Source organism: Streptomyces stelliscabiei, assembly GCF_014873495.1.
GTDB classification, from domain to species: Bacteria; Actinomycetota; Actinomycetes; order Streptomycetales; family Streptomycetaceae; genus Streptomyces; species Streptomyces bottropensis.
This window is the reverse complement of sequence record NZ_JADBGF010000001.1, coordinates 9538741-9562281: the sequence shown is the minus strand read 5'-3', so window position 1 is coordinate 9562281 and position 23541 is coordinate 9538741. Positions and strand designations below refer to the sequence as shown.

Sequence of the window (23541 nt, the reverse complement as noted above, 5' to 3'; positions counted from 1 at the left end):
CTGCCGGAGACCGTATCGAGGGGGAGCCCGTCAGTTCCCGGCCGCGAGTGTCCTGAGGGCGATGTTGAGTTCGAGGACGTTCACCCGGGGCTCACCGATGAAGCCGAGGGTGCGGCCGTCGGTGTGCTCCTCGACGAGGTCGCGTACCTGTACGACGGGGAGTCCGTTCCTCGCCGCGACCCGGCGCACCTGGAGGTCGGCGTACCGCGGGGAGATGTCCGGGTCCGTCCGAAGCCGGAGGAGGTGACCGCGTCCGGGGGCACCTCGGACGGCCGGACCGGGTGGCCGGGCACCGAGTTGTCGTTGACCACGGCGGCCTTGGCCTCCTTCACCGCTTGGACGAGCCGGCGGTTGTCGGCGGAGCGGTTGGTCGCGCCGGAGAGAATGAGCCTGTACCGCGTGTTGACGGTGTTGACGCCGAGGCCGCCCTCGGGGCGGCCCTGGAACCACCTCAGGTCGGGCTCCGGGGTCTTCTGGCCCTTCTTCAGCGGCAGTTCGTACGACTGTCCGATGAGCGAGGAGCCGACGACCCGGCCCGTGTGGTCCTTGATCTCGGAGCCGTCGGCCGTGCCGTGGAAGAGGGCCTGGGCGAAGCCGGTGCCGGCCAGCGGGTACAGGACCCCGGTGACGAGCGTCAGCGCGAGCAGGGCCCGCAGGCCCGCCCCCAGCAGGCGGGCGGTGTTCGTCAGGGAGATGTTCAAGTCCTTCACCCGATTCCGGGAATGAGCGAGACGAGTACGTCGATGACCTTGATGCCGATGAACGGGGCGATCAGGCCGCCGAGACCGTAGATGCCGAAGGTTGCGGCGGAGCAGCCTGCCGGCGCTCATCGGCCGGTGCCGCACGCCCCGCAGGGCGAGCGGCACCAGGGCGATGATGATCAGCGCGTTGAAGACGACCGCCGAGAGGATCGCGGAGTCCGGCGAGGACAGCCGCATGATGTTGAGCCGGTCGAGGCCCGGGTGGACGGCGGCGAACAGCGCGGGGATGATCGCGAAGTACTTCGCGACGTCGTTGGCGATGGAGAACGTCGTGAGCGCGCCCCGGGTGATGAGGAGTTGCTTGCCGATCTCGACGATCTCGATGAGCTTGGTCGGGTCGGAGTCGAGGTCGACCATGTTGCCGGCCTCCTTGGCGGCCGAGGTTCCGGTGTTCATGGCCACTCCCACGTCCGCCTGGGCCAGCGCGGGCGCGTCGTTGGTGCCGTCACCGGTCATCGCGACGAGTTTGCCGCCGGCCTGCTCCCGTTTGATGAGGGCCATCTTGTCCTCGGGGGTGGCCTCGGCGAGGTAGCCGTCGACGCCCGCCTCCTCCGCGATCGCCTTGGCGGTCAGCGGGTTGTCGCCCGTGATCATGACGGTTCTGATGCCCATGCGCCGCAGTTCACCGAACCGCTCGCGCATGCCGTCCTTGACCACGTCCTTGAGGTGGATGACCCCCAGCATTCGCGCCCCGTCGGCGTCCCCGACCGCCACGAGCAGGGGTGTGCCGCCCGCGCCGGCGATACGTTCGGCGATCCCGTCGGCGTCCCCGGCGACCGTCCCGCCCCGCTCCCGCACCCAGGCGGTGACCGAACCGGCGGCGCCCTTGCGGACCTTGCGCCCGTCGACGTCCACACCGGACATCCGGGTCTGGGCGGCGAAGGCGATCCACGCGGCGCCGGTCAGCTCTCCCTGATGCCGCTCGGGCAACCCGTACCTCGTCGTCGCGAGGACGACCACGGAGCGGCCCTCCGGTGTCTCGTCGGCCAGCGAGGAGAGCTGGGCGGCGTCCGCGACCTCCGACTCGGAGGTGCCGTTCACCGGCACGAACTCGGCCGCCTGCCTGTTGCCGAGGGTGATCGTGCCCGTCTTGTCGAGCAGGAGCGTCGAGACGCCCCCGGCGGCCTCGACCGCGCGGCCGGACATCGCCAGGACGTTGCGCTGGACCAGCCGGTCCATGCCCGCGATGCCGATGGCCGACAGGAGCGCGCCGATGGTGGTCGGGATGAGGCAGACCAGCAGCGCCACCAGGACGACCATGGTGAGGTGGGTGCCGGCGTAGTCGGCGAACGGGGGCAGCGTCGCCACCGCCAGCAGGAACACGATCGTCAGCGAGACCAGCAGGATGTTGAGGGCGATCTCGTTGGGTGTCTTCTGCCGGGCGGCACCCTCGACCAGGCTGATCATCCGGTCGACGAAGGTCTCGCCGGGCCTGGTGGTGATCTTGACGACGATCCGGTCGGAGAGGACCTTCGTCCCGCCGGTCACGGCGCACCGGTCGCCGCCGGACTCCCGGATGACCGGGGCCGACTCGCCGGTGATCGCCGACTCGTCGACCGACGCGACACCCTCGACGACGTCACCGTCGCCGGGAATGACGTCGCCGGCCTCGCAGACGACCCGGTCGCCGACCCGCAGACCTGTGCCGGGGACGCGTTCCTCGGCTGTTCCGTCCGGCGAGAGCCGGCGGGCGACGGTGTCCGTCCTGGCCCTGCGCAGGGTGTCGGCCTGTGCCTTGCCGCGGCCCTCGGCGACCGCCTCGGCGAGGTTGGCGAAGATCACGGTCAGCCAGAGCCAGGCGCTGATGGTCCAGCCGAACCAGTCGCCCGGGTCCTTGAAGGAGAACAGCGTGGTCAGCACGGACCCGACCAGCACCACGAACATGACGGGCGACTTGACCATCAGCCGCGGGTCGAGCTTGCGCAGGGCGTCCGGCAGCGAGGTGAGCAGTTGCCGGGGGTCGAACATCCCGGCGCCGACCCGGCCCTCGTTCACCCCGTGCCGGGTGGGCGCGGCGCCGTGCGGCGGCCGGGCGGGGGAGGCGGTGGCCATCGTGTCCTCGTGCTCGTTCACGTCGGTGGTCATGACGCCAGCCCTTCGGCGAGCGGGCCCAGTGCCAGGGCCGGGAAGTAGGTCAGCCCGGTGATGATCAGGATCGCGCCCACCAACAACCCGGCGAACAGGGGCTTTTCGGTACGGAGCGTGCCGGCCGTGACCGGTACGGGTTTCTGTTCGGCGAGCGAACCGGCGAGGGCGAGCACGAAGACCATCGGCAGGAACCGGCCGAGCAGCATCGCGACGCCGAGCGTGCTGTTGAACCACTGGGTGTCGGCGTTCAGCCCGGCGAAGGCCGAGCCGTTGTTGTTCGACGCGGAGGTATAGGCGTAGAGGATCTCGGAGAATCCGTGTGCGCCCGAGTTGGTCATGGAGTGGCCGGGCGTCGGCAGCGCCATGGCCGCCGCGGTGAGGACGAGCACCAGCGCGGGCGTGACCAGGATGTAGCAGGCGGCGAGCTTGATCTCGCGGGTGCCGATCTTCCTGCCCAGGTACTCGGGGGTGCGGCCGGCCATCAGCCCGGCGATGAACACGGCGATGATCGCCATGACGAGCATGCCGTAGAGACCGGAGCCGACGCCGCCGGGGGCGATCTCGCCCAGCATCATGCCGAGCATGGTGATGCCGCCGCCGAGACCGGTGAGGGAGGAGTGGGAAGCGTCCACCGCGCCCGTGGAGGTGAGGGTGGTCGACACGGCGAAGATCGACGAACCGCCGACCCCGAACCTGACCTCCTTGCCCCTCCATGGCGCCACCGGCGAACTGCGCTGCCGGGCCGTGATGGGCGAACTCGGTCCACATCATCAGGGCCACGAACCCGACCCAGATGGTGGCCATGGTGGCGAGGATCGCGTAGCCCTGCTTCACGCTGCCGACCATGGTCCCGAAGGTGCGCGTCAGGGCGAACGGGACGACGAGCATCAGGAAGATCTCGAAGAGGTTGGTGAAGGGCGTCGGGTTCTCGAACGGGTGGGCGGAGGTGGCGTTGAAGACGCGGAGGTGGCGTTGAAGACGCCGCCGCCGTTGGTCCCGATCTCCTTGACGGCCTCGGTGGAGGCGACGGCGCCGCCGTTCCACTGCTGGGAGCCGCCCATGAACTGTCCGACCTCGTGGATGCCGGAGACGGGGATGGCGTCGGCTTTGACAGACCTCTTACGCGCCGGGCTGAGCCTTCATCGCACGCTCCGTCTGCGCCCTCCTCCTGCGCGCTCCTGCTGCGCGCTCCTCCTGCGTGACGCGGCGCGGAAGGCAGCGGGCCGCCCGCACCCCGGACACCGTCGGCGCGGACCTTAACGCGGTCTTGACGCCGCCCGGCGCCCTTTCCCATGGCCTGGGCATCTCTCGTTGCCTACGCTGATGCGGCGGCCTTCCGATGGCCGGAAACGTTCGTATCACCGCACGTCAGGAGCGTCCATGGCCACCCTGGAGGACACCCGCACCAGCCGCCTGCGGGCCTGGATGCTGGAGGGGCTGTCCGACATGGGCAAGGGCGGCGGCCACACCGGACCGCACGCCGCGCCCCGGCCCGAACACACCGGACGGCCCTGGTGGCGGGTGATGTGCCTGACGGGCGTCGACTACTTCTCCACCCTCGGCTACCAGCCGGGCATCGCCGCCCTCGCCGCCGGTCTCCTCTCCCCCGTGGCGACCGTCGTCCTCGTGATCGTCACGCTCGCCGGAGCGCTTCCCGTCTACCGCCGTGTGGCCGAGGAGAGCCCCCGTGGCGAGGGGTCGATCGCCATGCTGGAGCGCCTGCTGACCTTCTGGAAGGGCAAGCTGTTCGTCCTCACCCTGCTGGGCTTCGCGGCGACCGACTTCCTGATCACGATCACCCTCTCGGCCGCGGACGCCTCCACCCACCTGATCGAGAACCCCCACCTCACCAGTGCCCTCCACGACAAGCAGCTCCTGATCACGCTCGTCCTCATCGCCCTGCTGGGCGCGGTGTTCCTGAAGGGCTTCCTGGAGGCCATCGGCGTCGCGGTGGTCCTGGTGGGTGTCTACCTCGGGCTGAACGTCGTGGTCGTGGTCGTCGGCCTGTGGCACGTCGTCACCGAGGGCCATGTCGTCACCGACTGGTCGACCGCCCTGACCGCCGAACACGGCAACGTCTTCGTCATGATCGGCGTGGCTCTGATCGTCTTCCCCAAGCTCGCGCTCGGCCTCTCCGGCTTCGAGACCGGTGTCGCGGTCATGCCGCACGTGCAGGGGGACCCCGGCGACACCGAGGAGAATCCGGGGGGCCGTATCCGCGACACGAAGAAGCTCCTGACCGCGGCGGCCGTGATCATGAGCGTCTTCCTGGTCTGCACGAGCTTCATCACCACCCTCCTCATTCCGGAGAGGGAGTTCGAGCCGGGCGGCGACGCCAACGGACGCGCCCTGGCCTATCTGGCGCACGACTACCTGGGGAGTGCCTTCGGCACGGTCTACGACGTCTCCACGATCGCCATCCTCTGGTTCGCGGGCGCATCCGCCATGGCCGGCCTGCTGAACCTGATGCCGCGCTACCTCCCCCGCTACGGCATGGCCCCGCACTGGGCCCGCGCCGTCCGGCCCATGGTCATCGTCTTCACCCTGGTCGGCTTCCTGGTCACCTGGATCTTCGACGCGGACGTCGACGCCCAGGGCGGCGCCTACGCCACGGGTGTCCTGGTCCTGATCAGCTCGGCGGCGATCGCGGTGACCGTCGCCGCCCGCAAGGCCGGCCAGCGCAACTGGACCATCGCCTTCGGCGTCATCTCGGCCGTCTTCCTCTACACCACCGTCCTGAACGTCGTCGAACGCCCCGACGGTGTGAAGATCGGCGCCTGCTTCATCGCCGGCATCATCCTCGTCTCGCTCCTGTCCCGTCTGGCCCGTGCCTTCGAACTGCGCGTGACGAGTGTGCGATTGGACGACATGGCGGAACGTTTCGTCCGGGACATCGCCCACCGCAAGATCCGCTTCATCGCCAACGAGCCCGACAACCGGGACCGTACCGAGTACCGCGAGAAGATCGAACAGATCCGCCACGACAACGACCTCCCCACCGCCGAGGACTTCGTGTTCGTCGAGGTGACGGTGACGGACCCCTCGGAGTTCGAGGCCGGCCTGACGGTCCGGGGCGAGGTGATGCACGGCCGCTACCGCGTCCTGACCCTGGAGTCGTCCTCGATCCCCAACGCCCTGGCCGCCCTGCTCCTGCACGTCCGCGACTCGACGGGCGCCCTGCCGCACATCTACTTCGAGTGGACGGAGGGCGGCCCCTTCGCCAACTTCCTCCGCTTCTTCCTCTTCGGCCAGGGCGAGGTCGCCCCGGTCACCCGGGAGGTCCTGCGCGAGGCGGAACCCGACCGGGCCCGACGCCCTCGGGTTCATGTCGGCTGACGCGTGTGCGGTGCACCTGGCATCCGGTGCCGGCGCACAGCGTGGTCGGCCGCAACGAGGTCCCCTTCAAGACTTCGAGTCGAGGACCAGTTCCAGTGCCTGCTGCAGGTTGTACTCGGCGATGCCCGCCATGAACGCCCGGTCGGGGAAGTCCCCTTCGAGCAGCCGGAGCGGGCCCGCCGTCAGCGAGAGCCGCTGGGCAAGCATGTAGAGCGCGAGCCGGTCCTCGTCCAACCCGGCCGTTCCCAACGGCCGGTAGGCGTCGTGCAGGCGGATCCGCAGAAACACGTGCTCCCACTCGACGTCGAAGTACATCAATCCCTCGATGTCGATCACCACAGGCTTCCCGTCCGCGTCCACCAGCACATGGTCGGGCCCCAGTTCGCCGTGCACGACGGCGTACTCCGCGCGGGGCCGCACCGCCGCCGCCAGGCCGAGCAACCGCTCCTCCAGCCGGTCGCGGGCACCCGCGACCCGCGGATCGCGCGAAGCCGCCTCGGCGAGGTCCCGCAGAGCGCGGTCGACCACCACCCCCTCACACGACGTACCGCGCGATGTCCCTCCGCTGTCGACCACGGCCACCTTGCCGTAGGAGGGGGCCCGATGGCCCCGCATCGCCTCCAGCGACTCTGCGAGCCGGGCCATGACCGGAGCAGCGGCACCCGGGTCGCGTGCGAGCAACTCCTCCAGATTCGCCCCAGGTAGGTCTTCGACGATCGCGAGGTCGGCCGGGGCGTGGGCGCCCTCGCGGTCGATGAGACGGATCTTCGGAACGCGGACCCCCAACGCCTCCAACCGCGCGTGGGCCGCCACGAACAGATCGAGTCCGAGGCCGGGTGAGAACGGGTCAGTGAGGTCGTCGTCACCCTCGGCAGCCGGCCAGTAGTTCTCGGTGTCGTCCCACAGGTAGGCGATCGCCATCGTCGCATCGTCCATCACCAGGCGGTACACGCCCTTCTTACTGCCGCCCGTGACCCGCTCGACCGCCTCCAGTCGCCGCCCGCCACCCAACGCGGCCCGCGCCGCACCCGCCAACCGCTCCCGCATCCGTGCCCTGGGTGCCACGCCCCTACCCGCCCCTCCGCCACGACAACCCACGCACCCTATGGAAGGGTCGACGGGCAGGCCACTGACTTTTTCCGGAGCCGAGCACGTGCCGCTCCGATCCCCTTGGGAATGCGGCGCCGCCGAAATGAGGACGCCGAGGACGGCCCACGGGGTGCGCCTGGTCGACGGCGACGACGCGATCGTCAGCCATGTCATCTCCCGAAGCAGGCCTCACGAGGTGCTCGGGGCCGGTGCGGGGCCCAGGCCGCTCAGTTCGCGTACGGTTCCGCCGAGCTTGTCCCGCAGTCCCTCCAGCAGCTCCGGCTTCGCGCTGACGACCCAGCGTGGGCCGACGAGGTACGTGCCGCCGTAGATCGCGGCGGACTCCAGCCACGTCTCCTTGTACCTCTCCTCCGGGAAGGTCGTCACGAGGTAGTCGACCGCGGTCGTGTGGCACACCCCCTGGCGCAGTTCGTCCGCGTCGATGCGGATCTTGGGCTCGCAGCCCGTCAGTTCGGCGATCACCTCGACCCTGGCGGGGGCCACGACACCGGCCGCGGGCGCCCCGGACATCGCGGTGGGCTTCGAGGGGCCGCCGTCGGCCGTCGCACCGTCGGCCGCTTCTCCTCCACCTCCTCCGCAGGCCGTGACCAGCAGGGCCAGGCTCGCGGCCAGCAGGGCGCCGCGCACCGGCCGGAGGGGGCGGAGACCGGCGCGGGGCGGCCGGGTGGAGGTGCGGGGGTGCTCGTCGAGTGGCTTCATGGTCGGCCTCGTGCTCTTCGGATACGGGTAGGGGCGCGAAGAGGGCGTGCCGGCCCACCGCGTGTCGGGGGCGGGCGGCACGCGGCCGATCAGTGACGGAAGGTCTGCAGGGCGCTCGGTGTGGGTGCTTCTCCGGCGGCCGGCGTCCGGGCTTCTCTCGCCGTACGGGGCCGGGTCGTCCCGGAGGCGGTGCGGGCGTCGGCCGGACCGTCGCCCAGGTCGGCGACGGCGGTCGTCGGTTCCGCCTGGGGCTGGGCCGCGCGGGGAGGACGGACGAGGGTGTCGGCGGACGCCTCGTGATGGGCCACCGCCCTCTCCTGGGCCGTACTGGAGTCCGTCGCGACGAGGGACGCCGGCGCGGAGAACGCGGCGAGCGAGTCGAGCGCGCCCGGCGACTCGGCCGGGTGGTGCGGGGTGGCCAGGTGCAGCATCAGGGCCGCGGCCAGCAGCACCACGGCCGCCGCCACTCGCCGCACCACCACGGGACCCCCGGCCGTCTTGCTTCCTCCGACGCCCAGACGTTACCGGCCGCCGGGCCCCGCCCGCCTCGAACTCCGCTGCGAGAAGGGTGAGATGGACAACATCGCGGGGTGGCCTGAGGAGTTCAGCAGCCGCCGGGGGCGTTGCCCCCGATCCGGAGGACGGCGGGGGCCGCGCAGCAACCGCCGCTGGACGGCTCGGCGTTCTCCGGCTCCTCGAAGAGGCCCGCGCCCCCGCAGACTCCGGTCTCGGGGAGGGTGAGTTCGACGCGCTCGGCGGCCTCCCGGTCTCCGGCGAGCGCGGCGGCGACCGAGCGGACCTGCTCGTAGCCGGTCATGGCGAGGAAGGTCGGGGCCCGTCCGTAGGACTTCATACCGACCAGGTAGACGCCCTGCTCGGGGTGGGACAGCTCGTTCACGCCGTGCGGGTGGACGGTGCCGCAGGAGTGGACGTTGGGGTCGATCAGCGAGGCCAGCGCGGTCGGGGCCTGGAGGCGTTCGTCGAGGCCGAGGCGGAGTTCGGAGAGGAAGGAGAGGTCGGGGCGCAGGCCGGTGAGGACGATGACCTCGTCCACCGGGTCCATCCGGCGGCCGTCCTCGCCGACCAGGACCAGCCGGTCGTCGCGGTCGTGTTCCACGGCCCGGGTGCGGAAGCCGGTGACGGCGCTCGCGTGGCCGGCCTCGACGGCGGCCCTGGCCCGCAGGCCCAGCGCGCCCCGGGCCGGGAGCTGGTCGGCCTCGCCACCCCCGTAGGTGTGTGCGCCGATGCCGCGCCGCAGGACCCAGACGGCGTGCGTGCCGTCGCGTTCGCTCGCGGCCAGGTCGGCGAGGAGGGCGAGGGCCGTGAAGGCGGAGGCGCCCGAACCGACGACGGCGGTGCGCCTGCCCCGGTAGCGGGCGCGTACGGCCGGGTCGTCGAGGTCGGGGACGCGATAGGTGATGCGGTCGGCGGCCGCCCTCTCCCCGAGGGCGGGCAGACCGTCGGCGCCCATCGGGCCCGGGACGTGCCAGGTGCCGGACGCGTCGATGACGGCGCGGGCGGTGATCCGCTCCTCGTGGCCGTCGGCGGAACGGACGTGCACGGTGAAGGGCTGTCCGTCGCGGCCCGCGTCCACGATCCGGTCACGGCCCGCCCGGGCGACTCCGGTCACCGTCGCGCCGGTGCGGACCCTGTCGCCGAGGACGGCGGCGAGGGGCCCGAGGTAGCGCTCGGCCCAGTCTCCGCCGGTCGGGTAGGTGGAGGCGTCGGGGCGGACCCATCCGGTCGGGGCGAGCAGCTTCTCGGCGGCCGGGTCGACGAGTTCGCCCCAGGTCGAGAACAGCCGGACGTGGGACCACTCGCGTACGGCGCTGCCCGCGGCCGGCCCGGCCTCCAGTACGAGGGGTTCCAGGTCCCGCTCGACGAGGTGGGCGGCGGCGGCGAGACCGATGGGACCCGCGCCGATGATCACGACGGGCAGTCGGCCGGAGGTCATGTTCGTGAGGGACGGAGCCACCGGATTCTCCTTTGTTTCGATGTTCGTCGATGTCTTACGCGGCCAGCATGGCATCAACATCGACGGTTATCAATATAGACACCTATCTATTTCTTGCCGCGAATGCCAACATGGACGTATGTCGACCACCGAGACGCTGCCGCTGTCGCCGCCGGACACCGAGGGCGCCGAAGTCGCCGGGGGTTCCGCCGTGCCGTGCTGCCCGCCGCTCACCGAGCGGCCGCTGACGGCCGGGGAGGCCGAGCGGACCGCCGCGATGTTCAAGGCGCTCGGCGACCCGGTGCGGCTGCGGTTGTTCTCGCTGGTCGCCTCCCACGCGGGCGGTGAGGCGTGCGTGTGCGACATCTCCGACGTCGGCGTCTCCCAGCCGACGGTCTCCCACCACCTGAAGAAGCTGAAGGACGCCGGCCTGCTCACCTCCGAGCGGCGTGGCACCTGGGTCTACTACCGGGTGGAGCCGTCGGTGGTGGCCGCGATGGGCAGGATGCTCGGCACCTCCGGCTGACGCCTCCCCGGCAGGCGTGCGCCCGTACGCGCGCGGCGCTCACACCCCTACGCGCGCCGCTCACACCCGTATGGGCGCGGTGAGGTCATCCCGTCTCCAGGTCGGTGCCGTTCCAGACGAAGCGGGCGCTGGTGACCGCGTCGTCGTGTTCGTCGGTGAGGAGTTGGTGCACGGCGATGCCGGGCAGCTCGCCGTAGGTGCACCACTCGTGGTCGGAGGTGACCATGAGGTCCAGGTCGAGTGCGGTGAGCAGCGCGAAGACCTGTCCGCGGTTGACGGTGTCGACGCCGACGAAGACCTCGTCCAGCAGGATCGGCCGGGGTGCCAGGGGCACCGCCTCGTAGTGCGCGGCGACGGCGGCGAACAGCGGCAGGTGCAGGGCGATGGCCTTCTCCCCGCCGGAGAGCGCGCCGTGCAGCTTCTTCGTCAGGGGCTGCCATCCGGTGCCTCCGGCCCGGTCGAGGCGGACGGTGAAACGGTGCCAGGCGGTGTAGTCGAGCACCTCGCCGAGCTGTTCCTCCCAGGTCGCGGCCGTGTCGCTGCCCTCGGCCTCCGCGATACGGGCGCGCAGGAAGGCGTGCAGCGTCTCCCGGTCGGACTCGGTGACCCGGTCGGGTTCCCTCAGCAGCAGCTGCCGGGCGGTGCGGGTGCTGTCCGGGAGATCCGGCCGGACGTCCCAGGCCAGCTGGACGGCGACGTCGGAGGCGGTACGCACCCGTTCCAGGTGCCCGTTCATCCGGTCGACGAGTTCGCCGGCCCGCCGGATGCGGACCGCGAGGTGGCGGCGGATGTCGCCGGTGAGGATCTGGTCGAAGAGGCGCCGCTCGCCGCCGGTGATGTCGTCGCGGCTGCCGTCGCGTTGCCGGGCGAGCGCGCCGAGCAGGCCCGTCGCCCCCAGGCGTACGCCGTCCAGGGTGGCGCTGAACACCTGCACGTCGTCGTCGGGTTCCAGGTCCAGGTCGGCCCGGGCGCCCAGGTGCCGGCGGGCCTCGTGGACCGCTTCCGACAGCCGGGTCGCGGCGTCGCCGAGGTCATGAGGGGCGTGCGGGATCCCGGGCCAGTGCGCCACGATGGCGCGGGCGGTCTCCAGTACGGCCCTGCTCCCGTCCGCGGCCTCCGGTTCCGGCGCGAGGCCCGCGTCCTCGGCCAGCCCGACCTGGCACAGATGCCGGAGCCGGTGCGCCGCGCGGTCCCGCGCCAGGACGGCCTGTTCCCGTCGTGCCGCGTCCTGTCCGCTGACGGCCCGCAGCCCGCCGACACGTCCCTCCAGCCGGAGCAGGAGATCGGCCGCCCGAGCCGCCGCGTCCCGGCAGCGGCGCAGTTCCTCGCGCACCTCGGCGACCCGCGCGACGATCTGCCGGTGGTCGGCGCCGACGGTGGCCCCCGCGGCCTCCACGCGCGCCCGCAGACCCGCCGCCTCCCCCTCGGCGGCGGCCGCGTCCCCGGTCCGCTCCTCGGCCGCCCGGCGCGAGCGGTCCGCCCGCGCGGCCGACTGCCGGGCCGTGTCCGCCGCGGCGTTCGCGCAGAGGCGGGCGTCCACCCAGCCGTCGGCGGTGTCCCGGAAGCCGTCGAGGTCGTCGGCGAGCGCGCGCAACCGGCCGCGGTCGGTGGGCAGCGCGTGTTCCGCGGCCCGGCGGCCGAGCGCGCGCAGGGCGCCCGCCACCTCGGCCTCGCACCGTGCCAGCCGCCCGGCGGCATCACGTACGGCGTCGTCCCGGGCGGCCACCGTCTCCTCGGCGCGGTCCAGGTCGCGTCGCCGTGCGTCGAGTTCCCGGTGGCCGGGGCGGGCGGCGAGGTCGGCCTCCAGCCGGGCGCGGCGGGCGGCGAGGTCGCGCGAGCGGTCGTCGAGCGCGACGAGGGAGGCGTTGGCCCCGGCGATGCGGTCGGTCAGTTCGCCGACCGCGCGCTGCCGGGCCCGCTGCCGGGCAGGGGCGCCGATGTAGACCGGTTCCGGCTTGCTCCAGGACCCGGTGGCGAGGGCGAGGCGCCAGGCGCCGGCGGCGGACACGGCCGCGGCGTGGCCGTCGGGCAGGCCCGACCCGAACGCGACCCCGGCGAGGATCCGGGTGACGGTGTCGACCGGGACCGGGATGCCCTCCTCGGGCCGCAGCACCGCCAGCAGGCTGTGGCCCGGGGCGGCCACGGCGAGGGCGGCCTCGGCGCGCGTGTCGTGGCCCGGCAGGGTGATCCCGCCATAGGGGCCGACCCAGGCGTCCAGGAGGCCCGACGCCTCCAGCGCGGCCTCGACCGCGGCCTGGACCGGGAGCGGTACACCCTCGCGGAAGGCGATCAGCCGCCACAGGGGTGCTCCCGCCGTCGCCGTGCGGACGGTGGTACGGGTGGCCGGGGTCGGCGGCGGCCGATCGGTCTCGGCTCCGAGCCGCTGCACCTCCTCCACGAGCCGGCCCCGCTCGTCCCACAGGCCCGGACGCGCTGCCCGGGCGGTGGCCTCCGCCGTGGCGATCTCCCGTTCCAGCGGGCGGACGGCCGCGTCGACGAGAGCCGTCACCTCCGCCTCGCTCGCCGCTCTCGCGGCGAGTTCCTGAGGGTCGGCGATGCGCAGTTCCGCACGGTCCCCGGCCCAGACGAGCAGCCGCTCCGCCTGGGCGGCAACGGCGTCGTCCCAGGCCTTGGACGCCGCGTCCCGCCGGGCGACCGCCTCCGCGAAGCGGGCCCGGGCCCCGTCCAGCAGGTCCTCGGCGGCGCCCCGGTCACGTACCGCGCGGTCGTGCTCGTCCAGGGCCTCGGTGACGACGGTGAGCTGCTGCCGCCGGGCGGTGACCGCGCCCCGCAGCAGTCGGCGGGCCAGCCGGGCCCCGCCGTCGCCCGCCGGGGACGCGGCGCCGGAGTCCTCCCGCCCCGCTCCGCCGTGCGCCGCCCGCCCGGGACCGTCCGGAGCGGCGCCCAGGACGGTGTTCGCCTCGTGGTGGAGAGATTCCAGGCCCAGCGACCGGGCCGACCGGCGTGCTTCCTCGGCGGCCTCGCGCGCGTGCTCGTCCAGCGCGCGGGCCCGGTCCGCCGTCTCGTCGGCGTGCCTCCGGTCCTTCCGCGCCGTCTCCCCGGCGGTCCGGGCGAGGGCGCGCTCCCGGGCGGCGGCCGCCGCCCCGTCCCCGGCACGGCGGCGGAGCCGGTCCAGCTCCTGGCCCCGCTGGTAGGCGTCGCTCTCCCGCAGGCCCTCGACGGTCTCCTCCAGGGCGTGTGCGCGCAGCTCCTGTTCCTCGCGCAGGGTGCGGGCCGACTCGCGTTGCGCGAGGGCCTGTTCGAACTCCGCGGCGCTGGTCCGGGCGGCGCGGGCGAGGTCGTCAGTCTCGGTCGCGGCGGCGATCAGCGCGGCGGCACCGGCGCGCAGGACCCGTCGCGCGTAGCCGCGCTGCCGCGCGGCGACGGTCTCGGCCGCCGCCACCTCGTCGTCGAGCCGTCTCAGATGCTCCCGCCGGCGGTCCAGCTGTTCGAAGCCCTCGGCGAGTTCGGCGATCTCGCCCTCGCCCAGCGGCGGCAGCGCCCGGGACAGCAGGGTGGAGAGCAGGGACGGGTCGAGGCGTTCGGACAGTTTGGGCTGGCGCAGCTGGAGCAGGGCGGACAGCAGTGACTCGTAGCGCTGCTCCCCCATTCCGGCGAAGAGCGCGCGTCGTACGGCCGTGCGGTGGTCCGCGGCCGAGGCGTGTACGTCGCCCCGGTCGCCCAGGGCCTCGGCGAGGGCGGCACGGGTCAGGGGCTGTCCTGCCTCGTTGACCAGGAGCACGCCGTCGGGGTGGGCGATCCGGGCGCCGGTGGTGAAGTAGTCGGCGTGCACCCCGGTGGTGTGCACGCTCGCCTGCAGACGTGCCCCGCAGCCGAACCAGCGCTCGGTGCCGTCGTCGTCGACGCGGCGGAACTCCATCCACACGTACCCGACGCGGGTCTTGCCGGTGGCGCCCTCGCCGAGCAGGTTCCAGTGCATGGTGCGCTCCGAACCGCCGAACGTGGAGAGGCGGTTGGGGCGGAGGCTGGCGTCGAAGAGGAAGGGCAGCAGCAGTTCCAGCGCCTTGGACTTGCCCGAGCCGTTCTGACCGCGCAGCAGCAGGCGGCCCTGGTGGAAGGTGAACGTCTCGTCGTAGTAGCGCCAGACGTTGAGGATGCCCGCGCGGTACGGCTGCCAGCGGCCGCGGGGCGCCTCGGCCGCTCGCGCCGGTGTGCGCGCGGGCTCGGGGGACTCGGGCCGCCGGGGAACGGGAAGCTCTGTCACGCTCACTGCCTGTCTTCCTCTGTGTCCTCTGTTGCGAGTGCCTCCGGTGCCGAACTCGTCGTCCCCGTCAGGCGGTAGCGGTGGGCGGCCGGGCGCGCGACGACACGGCCCCCGGCACGGTGGGCCAGACCCATGTCACGCAGGACGCCGAAGGCGTCCTCGGCCAGGCGGGCCGCGCCGTCCTCGGACCGGTACGCCTTGGCCCAGCGCGGGAAGCGGCGCAGCAGGCCGGTGCCGGCCTCGGCGAGCTGCTCGGGCAGGAGTCCGGCGGGCGCGGCGCAGAGGGGTTCCAGCAGGAGCAGCGCGGCGACCCGGGCGATGGAGGTGTCGTCGGGGAAGCGGACGTCGGTGGCCAGCGCGTCCGGGTCGACGAGCAGGAAGCCCTCGGCGCGGTCCTCCAGGAGGAAGCCGGCCTGTTCGACCGAGCGGCGCAGGATCTGGCGGCCGTGGAGGGAGGTGACGTAGGCCAGTTCGTCGTCGGTGAGGTCCGAGCGGTACAGGACGGGGTCGTCGAAGAGGCGGCGCAGCACCGAGTGCCGCAGCCGCAGGTTGCGCTGGGCGTCCGTGGCGGCCGTCCCCCCGTGTTCGTCGTCCGCCGGGCCGTCGCCGGAGACGGCGCCGTAGCGGCGTTCGCGCACCAGTCCCGCGAGGAGGTCCTCGAACCGGGCGGGCACCTCGTCGGGGGGTACGGCGAGGCGGGAGGCGCCGACGGGGGCCGTGGGCAGGCGCGTCAACAGGGCGGTGTCCACGCGGTAGAGGACCTCGGCGTCCACGGAGGCGACGTACGCCGCGGTCGAGCCGTCCACCGCGCGCAGCACCCCGTACGACTCCAGCAGCTTCAGCACGTCGACGAAGGCCGTCCGCTCCGCGCGGTGGACCGGGTCGAACCCGGGCAGCGCCGGATCGGTGGTGGTGGCCCGGACGACACGGTCGGCGAGCAGGCCGATGGTGGTCATCGGCATCGACAGCAGCTCTGCCGCCGTCACGCACAGCAGCACATAACGCCGGCGGTCGAAGGGGGCCCGGCCCGAACGCGCCGTGCGGGCCGGGCGGGAGCCGTCCGGGTCCACGCGGACCTTGGCGAGGCGGGCGTATCCGCGGCGGGGCTCCACCACCAGGCTCCAGCCGCAGGTGTAGTCGAACCACTGGGCCAGCGGCTCGCGACGGCGTCGTACCAGCTCGAAGCCGGCCGGGTCGGAGGTCTCGGTGAGCAGGGGGCGGGCCAGCAGGAGGCGTACGGCGCGGGCGACCTCCTCGCGTTCGGCGGCGGCCAGCTGGTTGGCGAAGGTGCTCATCCGGTCGCCTCCCGGCGCGCGGCGGGTGGGGCCGGGAGCGTGGCGGCACCGCCCGCCTCCGTGATGTGGACGAGGTAGTCCGGTGCGGCCAGCGTGCCCTTCGCCGTGCGCAGCAGTGCGGTGCGGCCGTCGGGAGGCGGGGCCAGCGCGATCTCCATCCGGCCGTCGCCCGTCGTGGCGCGCCGCAGTCCGCCCGCGTCCGGCCGGGCGGACAGGGCGCGGCCGAGCAGGTCCAGCAGGCGGTCGAGGACGGCGGGTTCCAGCTCGCCGAAGGCGGACAGCCGCACGGGTCCGCGGGTCTCCAACATCCGCCAGGCGAGGGCGAGTTCGGCCCGTTCGACGCGGGCCCGCGCGGCGCGTTCCGCCCGGACCGCCGCGACGTCGCGGACCCTGGCCGTGCGGGTGAAGCGTTCCGTCCGTCCGCTGGTCCGCAGGAGCGCCGACACCTCCACGGGCGGGGTCTCGGCCCAGGACCGGGACGAGGGGATCAGCTCCGGGTCGGGGTGGGCGAGGTGGGCGTGGCGCGCCGGGCCGAGCCCGAAGGCCGCCGACCACAGCCGGTGCAGGTCCTCCTCCGCCGGGGCGGCGGCGAACCAGCGCGCCAGTTCCCGAAAGTCCCGCACGGCGCTGGAGGGGCGGCGCCGTGACTCGTTGATCCGCTCCAGCGCCTGCAGGAGCGAGACGACGGCCCGGCGGGCGATGTCGTGCAGCTGCTCGACACGGGGGCGTGCCCCGTCGTCCGGCAGGAACCACGACCGCAGTCCCGCCCAGCGGGCACGGCGGCTCTCCAGCCACCCGGCTGCGGGGTCCTCACCGGCCACCGGCGACAGTTCGGCCCCGCGCAGCGCACGCTCGTGCAGGCCGGCGATGCCCGCCTCCTCCACCCGGACCACGGCGGCGGCGACCGTCCGGCCGCGCCGGTCGAGGCCGACCAGGAACTCCTGGAGATAGGTGACGGTGGCGGCCTTGACCTCGTGGAACACCTCCGGGTCGGCGCTCTCGGCGCGCAGCAGCCGCTGGAGTTCGCCGTTGAAGGCCTTGGTGTTCTCCACCAGGGCCTCCAGGTGCCCCTCCAGCTCACGCAGGGTGGTGAAGATCCGGCGATCGGCCGAGGCGGGTTCGCCGGACAGCAGGCCCAGTTCGTCGAGCCGGTCGGCGATCGCCTCCAGCACGGCCGTCTGCAGCGCCCCCGTGGAGGCGAGCACCTCCAGCGCGTGCCGGACCCCTGCGAGGGCGGCCTCGCCCCGGCGGGTCAGCGAGTACCGCAGGTTGCGGCGCTCATACTCCTCGGTCGTGCGGTAGTCAGTCTCGGCGTGGTGGTGGACCACGTCCAGCAGCTCCCACCGCACGAGTCCGCTGAGCGTCTCGTGCAGGTCGTCGTCCTCCACGGCCGCCGCCCAGCCCACCCCGCGCAGCCGCTCCCGGACCGCTTCGGGGCCGAGCGCCGTCTCCAGCTGCTCGCCGGCCGCGCCGAAGGCCTCCAGCACCGCCCCGTACAGATCGGACCGCTCCACCGTCGTGAACCGGAACATCTCGGGTGGAACCCTACGCACGCCCGTCGCCCTCCCCCACCGCCTCGTCGGCATCGGATCCCACCGTAGAGGGCGGCGCGGCCAATCAGAAACGCGTCCCGGACAGCGCTTTCATCCGGCGGACCGGGTCCGGTCCCCGTGCGCGCCGGACCGCGCCGGCCCGCGCCGGAGGGGAAGCCGGGTCGACGCCCGGTCCACGCGTGACCTGGGAAGCCGGGTCCGCGTCCGGCCCGTACGGGAGACGCGAGGCCAGGTCCGCGTCCGGCCCCCGCGGCGGCCGGGAAACCGTATCCGCGCCGGGGCCGGAGACCGGGTCGGCGCCCGATCCGCGCGCGGCCCGGGAAGCCGGGTCGGCGCCCGGCCCCTCCTGCCGGGCGCCGCGTTCGGGCCCGAGGAAGGGCGGGGTGAGTTCGTCCATCTGCGGTTCGTGGGCGGCCCACAGCATCTGCGGGTTGGCGGTGGCGCCGAGCGCCCGGCAGCGCGGTACGTCGTGGGGGTGGACGACCTGGAGATGTGCCAGGTGGTGACGGGTGTCGCGGTGGCCGCTCGCGGTGCGGGCGGCCTCGACGGCGTCGAGTGCCTCGCGCACCGCGCGGTCGCCGAGCGCGTGGAAGTGCACCTGGAAACCGAGCGCGTCCAGTTCGGTGACGTACTTCCTCAGCTCGCCCGGTTCGACGAAGCCCGTTCGGCGACCTGCTGCGCGCCGGGGCGACGACCCTGGCGGCGGGCAGCGACTGGCCGGTCAGCAGCCCCGACCCGCTCCAGGCCGTGCACGTCGCGGTCAACCGGCGCTCCCCCGAGGGCACCCCGGGAGTTCCTGCCCGGTCAGCGTCTCGACCTCGGCACCGCCCTCGCCGCCCACACCGCCGGCAGCGCCCACGTGAACCATCTCGACGCCCTCACCGGCAGCATCACCGTCGGCAAGGCGGGCCGACCTGGTCGTCCTCGACCTCGACCCGTTCGCGGGGCCGCCCGGGGACATCGCCGCCACCCGGGTCCTGCAGACCTTCGTGGACGACCGGCGCGGGCACGCGGCTGCGGAGCCTGAGGTTCGCGGCTCCCCGGCGCCCCGGCCCGGGGAGCCGTGACCCCGGCATCACGGTTCGGTACCGAGTCTTGACGACAGCCATGTGACTGCGTAGACATGACTACGCAGACATGACAGCGCAGTCAGAAATGCTGTCTGACATCATTGGGCTGTTCGTGACGGTCACCGGGGAGGGCACCATGACGCGAGGGCAAGGGCGGGGCGGCAGCCACGCCGCGCCGAGCAGCACGGATGTCGCCAGGCTGGCCGGAGTTTCACAGAAGACCGTGTCCAGGGTCTTCAACGACGAGCCGTACGTCTCCGCCGACGTGCGCAGACGTGTCACGGAGGCCGCCGAGCAGCTCGGTTACCGGCGTAACAACGCCGCCCGGGCACTGGCCTCGGGGCGCACCCGCTCCATCGGCGTGGTGACGCTGGGCACGGCTCTGTACGGTCCCGCCTCCCTGCTGATGGGGGTCGAGCGGGTCGTCCGCGACACGGGCTACGCGCTGCGCGTGGTCAACACCGTGGAGGGCGATCCGGCGGGTATCGCCGGAGCCGTGGACTCGCTGCTCGACCAGGGCGTGGACGGCATCGTCATCTCGGAGCCGATCGACGAGGCGGTGGAGGGCGCCGACCGGGCGCTGCGGGTCGCCGTGCCCACGCTGGTCATCGGCGCCCCGCCGTTCGTCACCGCACCCGCGGTGCTGAACGCGGGCGACGGCGCCGACCTGATGGCGCGTACCGCCACCGAGCACCTGCTGGAGCTGGGCCACACCACGGTCCATCACCTGGCGGGCCCGCAGCGCTGGTACGCCGCCCGGGACCGTCTGGAGGCATGGCAGGCGACACTGGCGGCCCGGGGCAGGGACATCCCCGAGGTCGTCCAGGGCGACTGGTCGGCCGCGTCCGGGTACGCGGCCGGACGGGAGCTGGCCAGGAACCGTGACGTCACCGCGGTCTTCGCCGCCAACGACGACATGGCGATCGGTCTGATCCGCGCGCTGACGGAGGCCGGGCGACGGGTTCCGCAGGACGTCAGTGTCGTCGGCTTCGACGACATTCCGGTCGCCGCCTACGTGACTCCTCCTCTGACCACGGTGCGGCAGCCTTTCGACGCCGTGGCGCAGGAGGGGCTCAAGCGTCTCGTCCACGCCATCGAGAACCCGGACGCGGACCCCTTGCCGCCGAGCGACCCACCGGTCGACCTCGTCGTCCGCGCCTCGACCGCGCCACCGCCGAACCGGAGGACCGCGGCCCGCGGCCGGCGCCCCGCCCCCCGCGTCCATGTGGGCACGCCCGCCTCGCAGCCGACCGGAGGCGCCGCCCCACAGCACTGACACCGCCCGCCCACCCGGACGTCACCACGCACGGCCGGCGCGTGACCACCTGACCTGATAGAGCCGCTGTACCCGTCACGCCCCCGCCACCTCGGCGCGCCCGCACACGGGGCCGCCCCGCACCGGGCAAGTGCACCCGAGCCGTCTTTCGCGCATCCGCCCGGGCACCTCGCCCCGCTCGACCCGGCCGCGACCCGACGCCGTACCCGCACGTACCCGCGGCATCCGGTACGCGCCCCGGCCGCGGCCACGCAGCCGCGAGACCGGCCCACGGGCCTTCTCACCCGGTCCTCGCGTCAGCCCCCGCGTCAGCCACTTCGCCTTTCCCTTGTCTCCGCACGCCGTCACCAGGCGTGCCGCCACCATCGCCACCGGCGGGAGTTCACCATGCCCAGAAACGCGCCCACCTTCGCCTCGTCCGCCATGAGCCGTCGGTGGTTCCTCACCACGACCGGTGCCCTGTCGCTCGGGGCGGCCCTCACCGCCTGCGGCGGCGGTGACTCCGGCGGCTCCTCCGGCTCCGCCGAGCCGATCAGCCAGGCCGACATCGACAAGGCGATGAAGACGCCGACCGAGCTGACGTTCTGGACCTGGGTCCCGAACATCGCCAAGGAGATCGAGCTCTTCGAGAAGAAGTACCCGGCCGTCAGGATCAAGGTCGTCAACGCCGGGCAGGGCACCCCGCAGTACACCAAGCTGCGTACGGCGCTGAAGGCGGGCAGCGGCGCCCCGGACATGGTGCAGATCGAGTACCAGGCCATCCCGACGTTCACCATCACCGACAGCCTGCTGGACCTGCGGCCGTACGGCGCCGCCAAGCTGAAGGACAGGTTCGTCGACTGGACCTGGAGCCAGGTCAGCGGCGCCAAGGGCGAGGTGTGGGCGATCCCGCAGGACACCGGCCCGATGGGTCTGCTGTACCGCAAGGACATCTTCGACAGGCACGGCATCGACGTGCCGGGCACCTGGGACGAGTTCGCCGAGGCCGCCCGCAAACTCCACAAGGCCGACCCGGACGTGTACCTCACCAACCTCGCGGCCAGCCAGCCCGCCGCCTGGCACGGACTGCTGTGGCAGGCCGGCGCCAAGCCGTACGCGACCTCCGGCAAGGGCGACATCACCATCAGCGTCGACGACACGGTCTCCAAGAAGCTCGGCGCCTACTGGGGCGGACTGGCGAAGGAGGGCGTGATCAGCACCGACCCGGACTTCACCGACGGCTGGTACGCCGGGCTGAACAAGGGCAAGTACGCCACCTGGATCACCGCCGCCTGGGGCCCGGCCTTCCTCTCCGGCTCCGCCAAGGCCACCGCCGGCAAGTGGCGCGCGGCCCCGCTGCCCCAGTGGGACGCGGCCGAGCCCAGCGCGGGCAACTGGGGCGGCTCGACCACCGCGGTCATCCGTTCCAGCAAGAACCCCGTCGCCGCGGCCGTGTTCGCGCAGTTCCTCAACAGCGACCCCACCACCGCCAGGATGTTCGCCACCGAGCAGTTCTTCTTCCCGGCGACCAAGGCCCTGCTCACCGACGCCGGGTTCGTGTCGGACGCGCCGGCCTTCTACGGCGGCCAGAAGGTCAACCAGGTCTTCGCCGACGTCAGCGCCACCGTGGACCCGGCCTTCCAGTGGCCGCCGTTCCTCGACCAGGCGGCGACCGACTGGACCGAGACCGTCGGCAAGTCCCTCGCCGACAAGAAGGACACGGTCGCCGCCCTCGGCCAGTGGCAGTCACGGCTGACCACGTACGCCAAGGGCCAGGGCTTCACCGTCAAGGGATCCTGAGATGGCCGCCACGACCCCCGCCACCGCCCCGGGCCGCTCGCGGCCCGGGGGCACCCGGCGCCGCCGCTCGGCGGGACCCCTCTTCGTCGCCCCGTTCCTGGTGCTGTTCCTGCTGCTCTTCCTCGCGCCGCTCGTGTACGCCGCCTATCTCAGCCTCTTCCAGACCCGGCTGATCGGCGGGACGGTCTTCGTCGGCCTCGACAACTACGCCCAGGCCTTCGGCGACTCCCAGTTCCTGCACGGCGTCGGCCGCGTCGCGCTGTTCTTCGTGGTCCAGGTCCCCGTGATGCTGCTGCTGGCCCTGCTGTTCGCGCTCGCGCTCGACAGCGGCCTGCTGCGCCTGTCCCGGGTGATCCGGCTGGGCATCTTCGTCCCGTACGCCGTTCCCAGCGTGGTCGCCGCGCTCATGTGGGGCTATCTGTACGGCCCCGACTTCGGACCGTTCGCCCAGCTGGGCCGGAACCTGGACCTGCCGGTCCCGAACTTCCTCGGCGAGAGCCTGATGCTCGGCAGCCTCGCGAACATCGTGACCTGGGAGTTCGTCGGCTACAACATGATCATCCTGTACGCCGCCCTGCGCACGGTCCCGCACGAGCTGTACGAGGCGGCCGCGATGGACGGCGCCGGGGCCTGGCGCATCGCCTGGTCGATCAAACTCCCGGCGCTCCGCCCGGCGTTGCTGCTCACCCTGCTGTTCTCCGTGATCGGCAGCTTCCAGCTGTTCAACGAGCCGAAACTGCTCAAGGACCTCGCCCCGGACGTGATCAGCAGCTCCTACACCGCCAACCTCTACGCCTACACGCTCGCCTTCACCGGCCAGCAGGTCAACTACGCGGCCACGGTGTCCTTCCTCCTCGGTCTCGTCATCGTGATCGCCTCCTACGGCGTCCTGCTCACCGCCAACCGCAGGAGGACCCCGTGACGACGACCACCCCCGCGCCCACGGTCGCCGCGGCACCGAGCAAGCCGGCGCGCCTCGCGTACCGCAGGAGCCGCCCGGGCCGTCGCAGCACCCCGCTGACGATCGCCATGCTGGCCGCCCTGGCGTACTTCCTGCTTCCGCTCTTCTGGTTGCTCATCGCCTCGACCAAGAGCACGCAGGACCTGTTCAACAGCTTCGGCCTGTGGCTCTCGGGCGCCCCGCAGCTGCTGACGAACATCAAGGAGACCCTCACCCAGAACGACGGGGTCTTCGTGCGCTGGCTGCTGAACACGGTCCTGTACGCCGGCGTCAGCGCGGTCGGGGCCGCGCTGCTGGCGGCCGCCGCGGGATACGGCTTCGCCAAGTACCGTTTCCGCGGCGACCGTCTGGCCTTCAACCTGGTCCTCGGCGCGGTCATGGTGCCCACGACCGCGCTGGCCATCCCGACCTATCTGCTGTTCGCGCAGGCGGGTCTGGCCAACACCCCCTGGGCGGTCATCCTGCCCTCACTCGTCAACCCCTTCGGCCTCTACCTGATGCGCGTCTACGCCGCGGACTCCGTCCCCGACAGCATCCTGGAGGCCGCCCGGATCGACGGTGCCGGGGAGGCCCGGATCTTCTTCCGGATCGCCCTGCGGCTGATGGCCCCGGGGGTGGTGACGGTCCTGCTGTTCACGCTGGTGGCGACCTGGAACAACTACTTCCTGCCGCTGATCATGCTCAACGACCCCGATCTGTACCCGATCACGGTCGGCCTGGCCTCCTGGGCCGCGCAGGCGCAGAACGGCGGGGCCGGCGCCAGCAGCGACATGCTCGCCCTGGTCGTGACCGGCTCACTGATCTCGATCGTCCCGCTCGTCGTGGCCTTCCTCATGCTCCAGCGGTACTGGCAGAGCGGTCTGGCCGCCGGCGGCGTCAAGCAGTAGGGCCCACCGCCCTCGTACCAC

At 72.8% G+C, this 23541-nt stretch carries 15 protein-coding genes and 6 pseudogenes; 8 read left to right on the top strand and 13 right to left on the bottom strand.

Translation table 11 applies throughout. The features are described from left to right. Positions 1-30: 30 nt before the first annotated feature. The 4 genes and pseudogenes from H4687_RS41690 to H4687_RS47765 all read right to left on the bottom strand — a co-directional run. Positions 31-701 (bottom strand): annotated as a pseudogene (locus H4687_RS41690) (potassium-transporting ATPase subunit C). Positions 702-706: 5 nt separating this feature from the next. Continuing rightward, positions 707-2813 (bottom strand): annotated as a pseudogene (gene kdpB, locus H4687_RS41685) (potassium-transporting ATPase subunit KdpB). Between the two features lie 29 nt (positions 2814-2842). Further along, on the bottom strand, positions 2843-3571 hold the full coding sequence (locus tag H4687_RS41680) for a potassium-transporting ATPase subunit KdpA (protein WP_267886880.1): 729 nt from the start codon (positions 3569-3571) through the stop codon (positions 2843-2845). 64 nt (positions 3572-3635) lie between these two features. Beyond that, positions 3636-3746, bottom strand: a pseudogene (locus H4687_RS47765) (potassium-transporting ATPase subunit KdpA); the annotation flags it as partial. Between H4687_RS47765 and H4687_RS48295 the strand changes: the two are divergent. Continuing rightward, positions 3694-3825: a hypothetical protein gene (locus H4687_RS48295; protein WP_267886881.1), complete on the top strand. Its 132-nt coding sequence runs from the start codon at positions 3694-3696 to the stop codon at positions 3823-3825. The pseudogene H4687_RS47765 and the gene H4687_RS48295 sit on opposite strands and share 53 nt — an antisense overlap. A 13-nt stretch (positions 3826-3838) precedes the next feature. On the opposite strand, the pseudogene H4687_RS48290 reads toward H4687_RS48295, so the two are convergent. Then, positions 3839-3931, bottom strand: a pseudogene (locus tag H4687_RS48290) (hypothetical protein); the annotation flags it as partial. A gap of 298 nt (positions 3932-4229) precedes the next feature. Here H4687_RS48290 and H4687_RS41675 point away from each other — a divergent pair. Then, complete coding sequence (locus tag H4687_RS41675; RefSeq protein WP_046914022.1) at positions 4230-6185, top strand: APC family permease; 1956 nt, start codon at positions 4230-4232, stop codon at positions 6183-6185. Between the two features lie 66 nt (positions 6186-6251). Here H4687_RS41675 and H4687_RS41670 read toward each other — a convergent pair whose 3' ends face one another. The 4 genes from H4687_RS41670 to H4687_RS41655 form a co-directional block, all read right to left on the bottom strand. Beyond that, on the bottom strand, positions 6252-7232 hold the full coding sequence (locus H4687_RS41670) for a phosphotransferase family protein (protein ID WP_046914021.1): 981 nt from the start codon (positions 7230-7232) through the stop codon (positions 6252-6254). A gap of 231 nt (positions 7233-7463) precedes the next feature. Then, positions 7464-7994 carry a hypothetical protein gene (locus tag H4687_RS41665; protein WP_225966976.1) on the bottom strand — a complete coding sequence of 177 codons (531 nt, stop codon included), beginning with the start codon at positions 7992-7994 and terminating at the stop codon, positions 7464-7466. Between the two features lie 89 nt (positions 7995-8083). Beyond that, on the bottom strand, positions 8084-8476 hold the full coding sequence (locus tag H4687_RS41660; RefSeq protein ID WP_050398669.1) for a hypothetical protein: 393 nt from the start codon (positions 8474-8476) through the stop codon (positions 8084-8086). 122 nt (positions 8477-8598) lie between these two features. Beyond that, positions 8599-9948, bottom strand: a complete 1350-nt coding sequence (locus tag H4687_RS41655) for an NAD(P)-binding domain-containing protein (protein WP_050398738.1) — start codon at positions 9946-9948, stop codon at positions 8599-8601. A 139-nt stretch (positions 9949-10087) separates the two neighbouring features. Between H4687_RS41655 and H4687_RS41650 the strand changes: the two genes are divergently transcribed. Next, positions 10088-10474: an ArsR/SmtB family transcription factor gene (locus tag H4687_RS41650; RefSeq protein WP_046919917.1), complete on the top strand. Its 387-nt coding sequence runs from the start codon at positions 10088-10090 to the stop codon at positions 10472-10474. Between the two features lie 85 nt (positions 10475-10559). Here H4687_RS41650 and H4687_RS41645 read toward each other — a convergent pair whose 3' ends face one another. The 4 genes and pseudogenes from H4687_RS41645 to H4687_RS41630 form a co-directional block, all read right to left on the bottom strand. Then, entirely contained in the window at positions 10560-14705 is a 4146-nt protein-coding gene (locus tag H4687_RS41645; protein ID WP_046919918.1) for a TIGR02680 family protein, read from the bottom strand. Next, positions 14702-15994 carry a TIGR02678 family protein gene (locus tag H4687_RS41640; protein ID WP_046919919.1) on the bottom strand — a complete coding sequence of 431 codons (1293 nt, stop codon included), beginning with the start codon at positions 15992-15994 and terminating at the stop codon, positions 14702-14704. The genes H4687_RS41645 and H4687_RS41640 overlap by 4 nt, the downstream gene beginning before the upstream one ends. Then, a complete protein-coding gene (locus H4687_RS41635) occupies positions 15991-17526 on the bottom strand; it encodes a TIGR02677 family protein (protein ID WP_192781781.1) in 1536 nt (511 codons plus the stop codon). Before H4687_RS41635 ends, H4687_RS41640 begins: the two co-directional genes overlap by 4 nt. Before the next feature lie 298 nt (positions 17527-17824). Further along, positions 17825-18205: pseudogene (locus H4687_RS41630) on the bottom strand (amidohydrolase family protein); the annotation flags it as partial. 2 nt (positions 18206-18207) lie between these two features. On the opposite strand from H4687_RS41630, the pseudogene H4687_RS47020 reads away from it, so the two are divergent. From H4687_RS47020 to H4687_RS41610, 5 genes and pseudogenes are all read left to right on the top strand, one after another. Further along, positions 18208-18614, top strand: a pseudogene (locus H4687_RS47020) (amidohydrolase family protein); the annotation flags it as partial. Positions 18615-18753: 139 nt separating this feature from the next. Further along, the gene (locus H4687_RS41625) at positions 18754-19893 is read left to right on the top strand and encodes a LacI family DNA-binding transcriptional regulator (RefSeq protein ID WP_046919299.1); all 1140 of its coding nucleotides are present in this window, start codon (positions 18754-18756) and stop codon (positions 19891-19893) included. A 387-nt stretch (positions 19894-20280) separates the two neighbouring features. Beyond that, positions 20281-21672, top strand: a complete 1392-nt coding sequence (locus H4687_RS41620) for an ABC transporter substrate-binding protein (RefSeq protein WP_046919291.1) — start codon at positions 20281-20283, stop codon at positions 21670-21672. Position 21673: 1 nt separating this feature from the next. Then, on the top strand, positions 21674-22594 hold the full coding sequence (locus tag H4687_RS41615) for a carbohydrate ABC transporter permease (RefSeq protein ID WP_046919292.1): 921 nt from the start codon (positions 21674-21676) through the stop codon (positions 22592-22594). After that, complete coding sequence (locus tag H4687_RS41610; protein ID WP_046919293.1) at positions 22591-23520, top strand: carbohydrate ABC transporter permease; 930 nt, start codon at positions 22591-22593, stop codon at positions 23518-23520. The genes H4687_RS41615 and H4687_RS41610 overlap by 4 nt, the downstream gene beginning before the upstream one ends. Positions 23521-23541 lie beyond the last annotated feature (21 nt).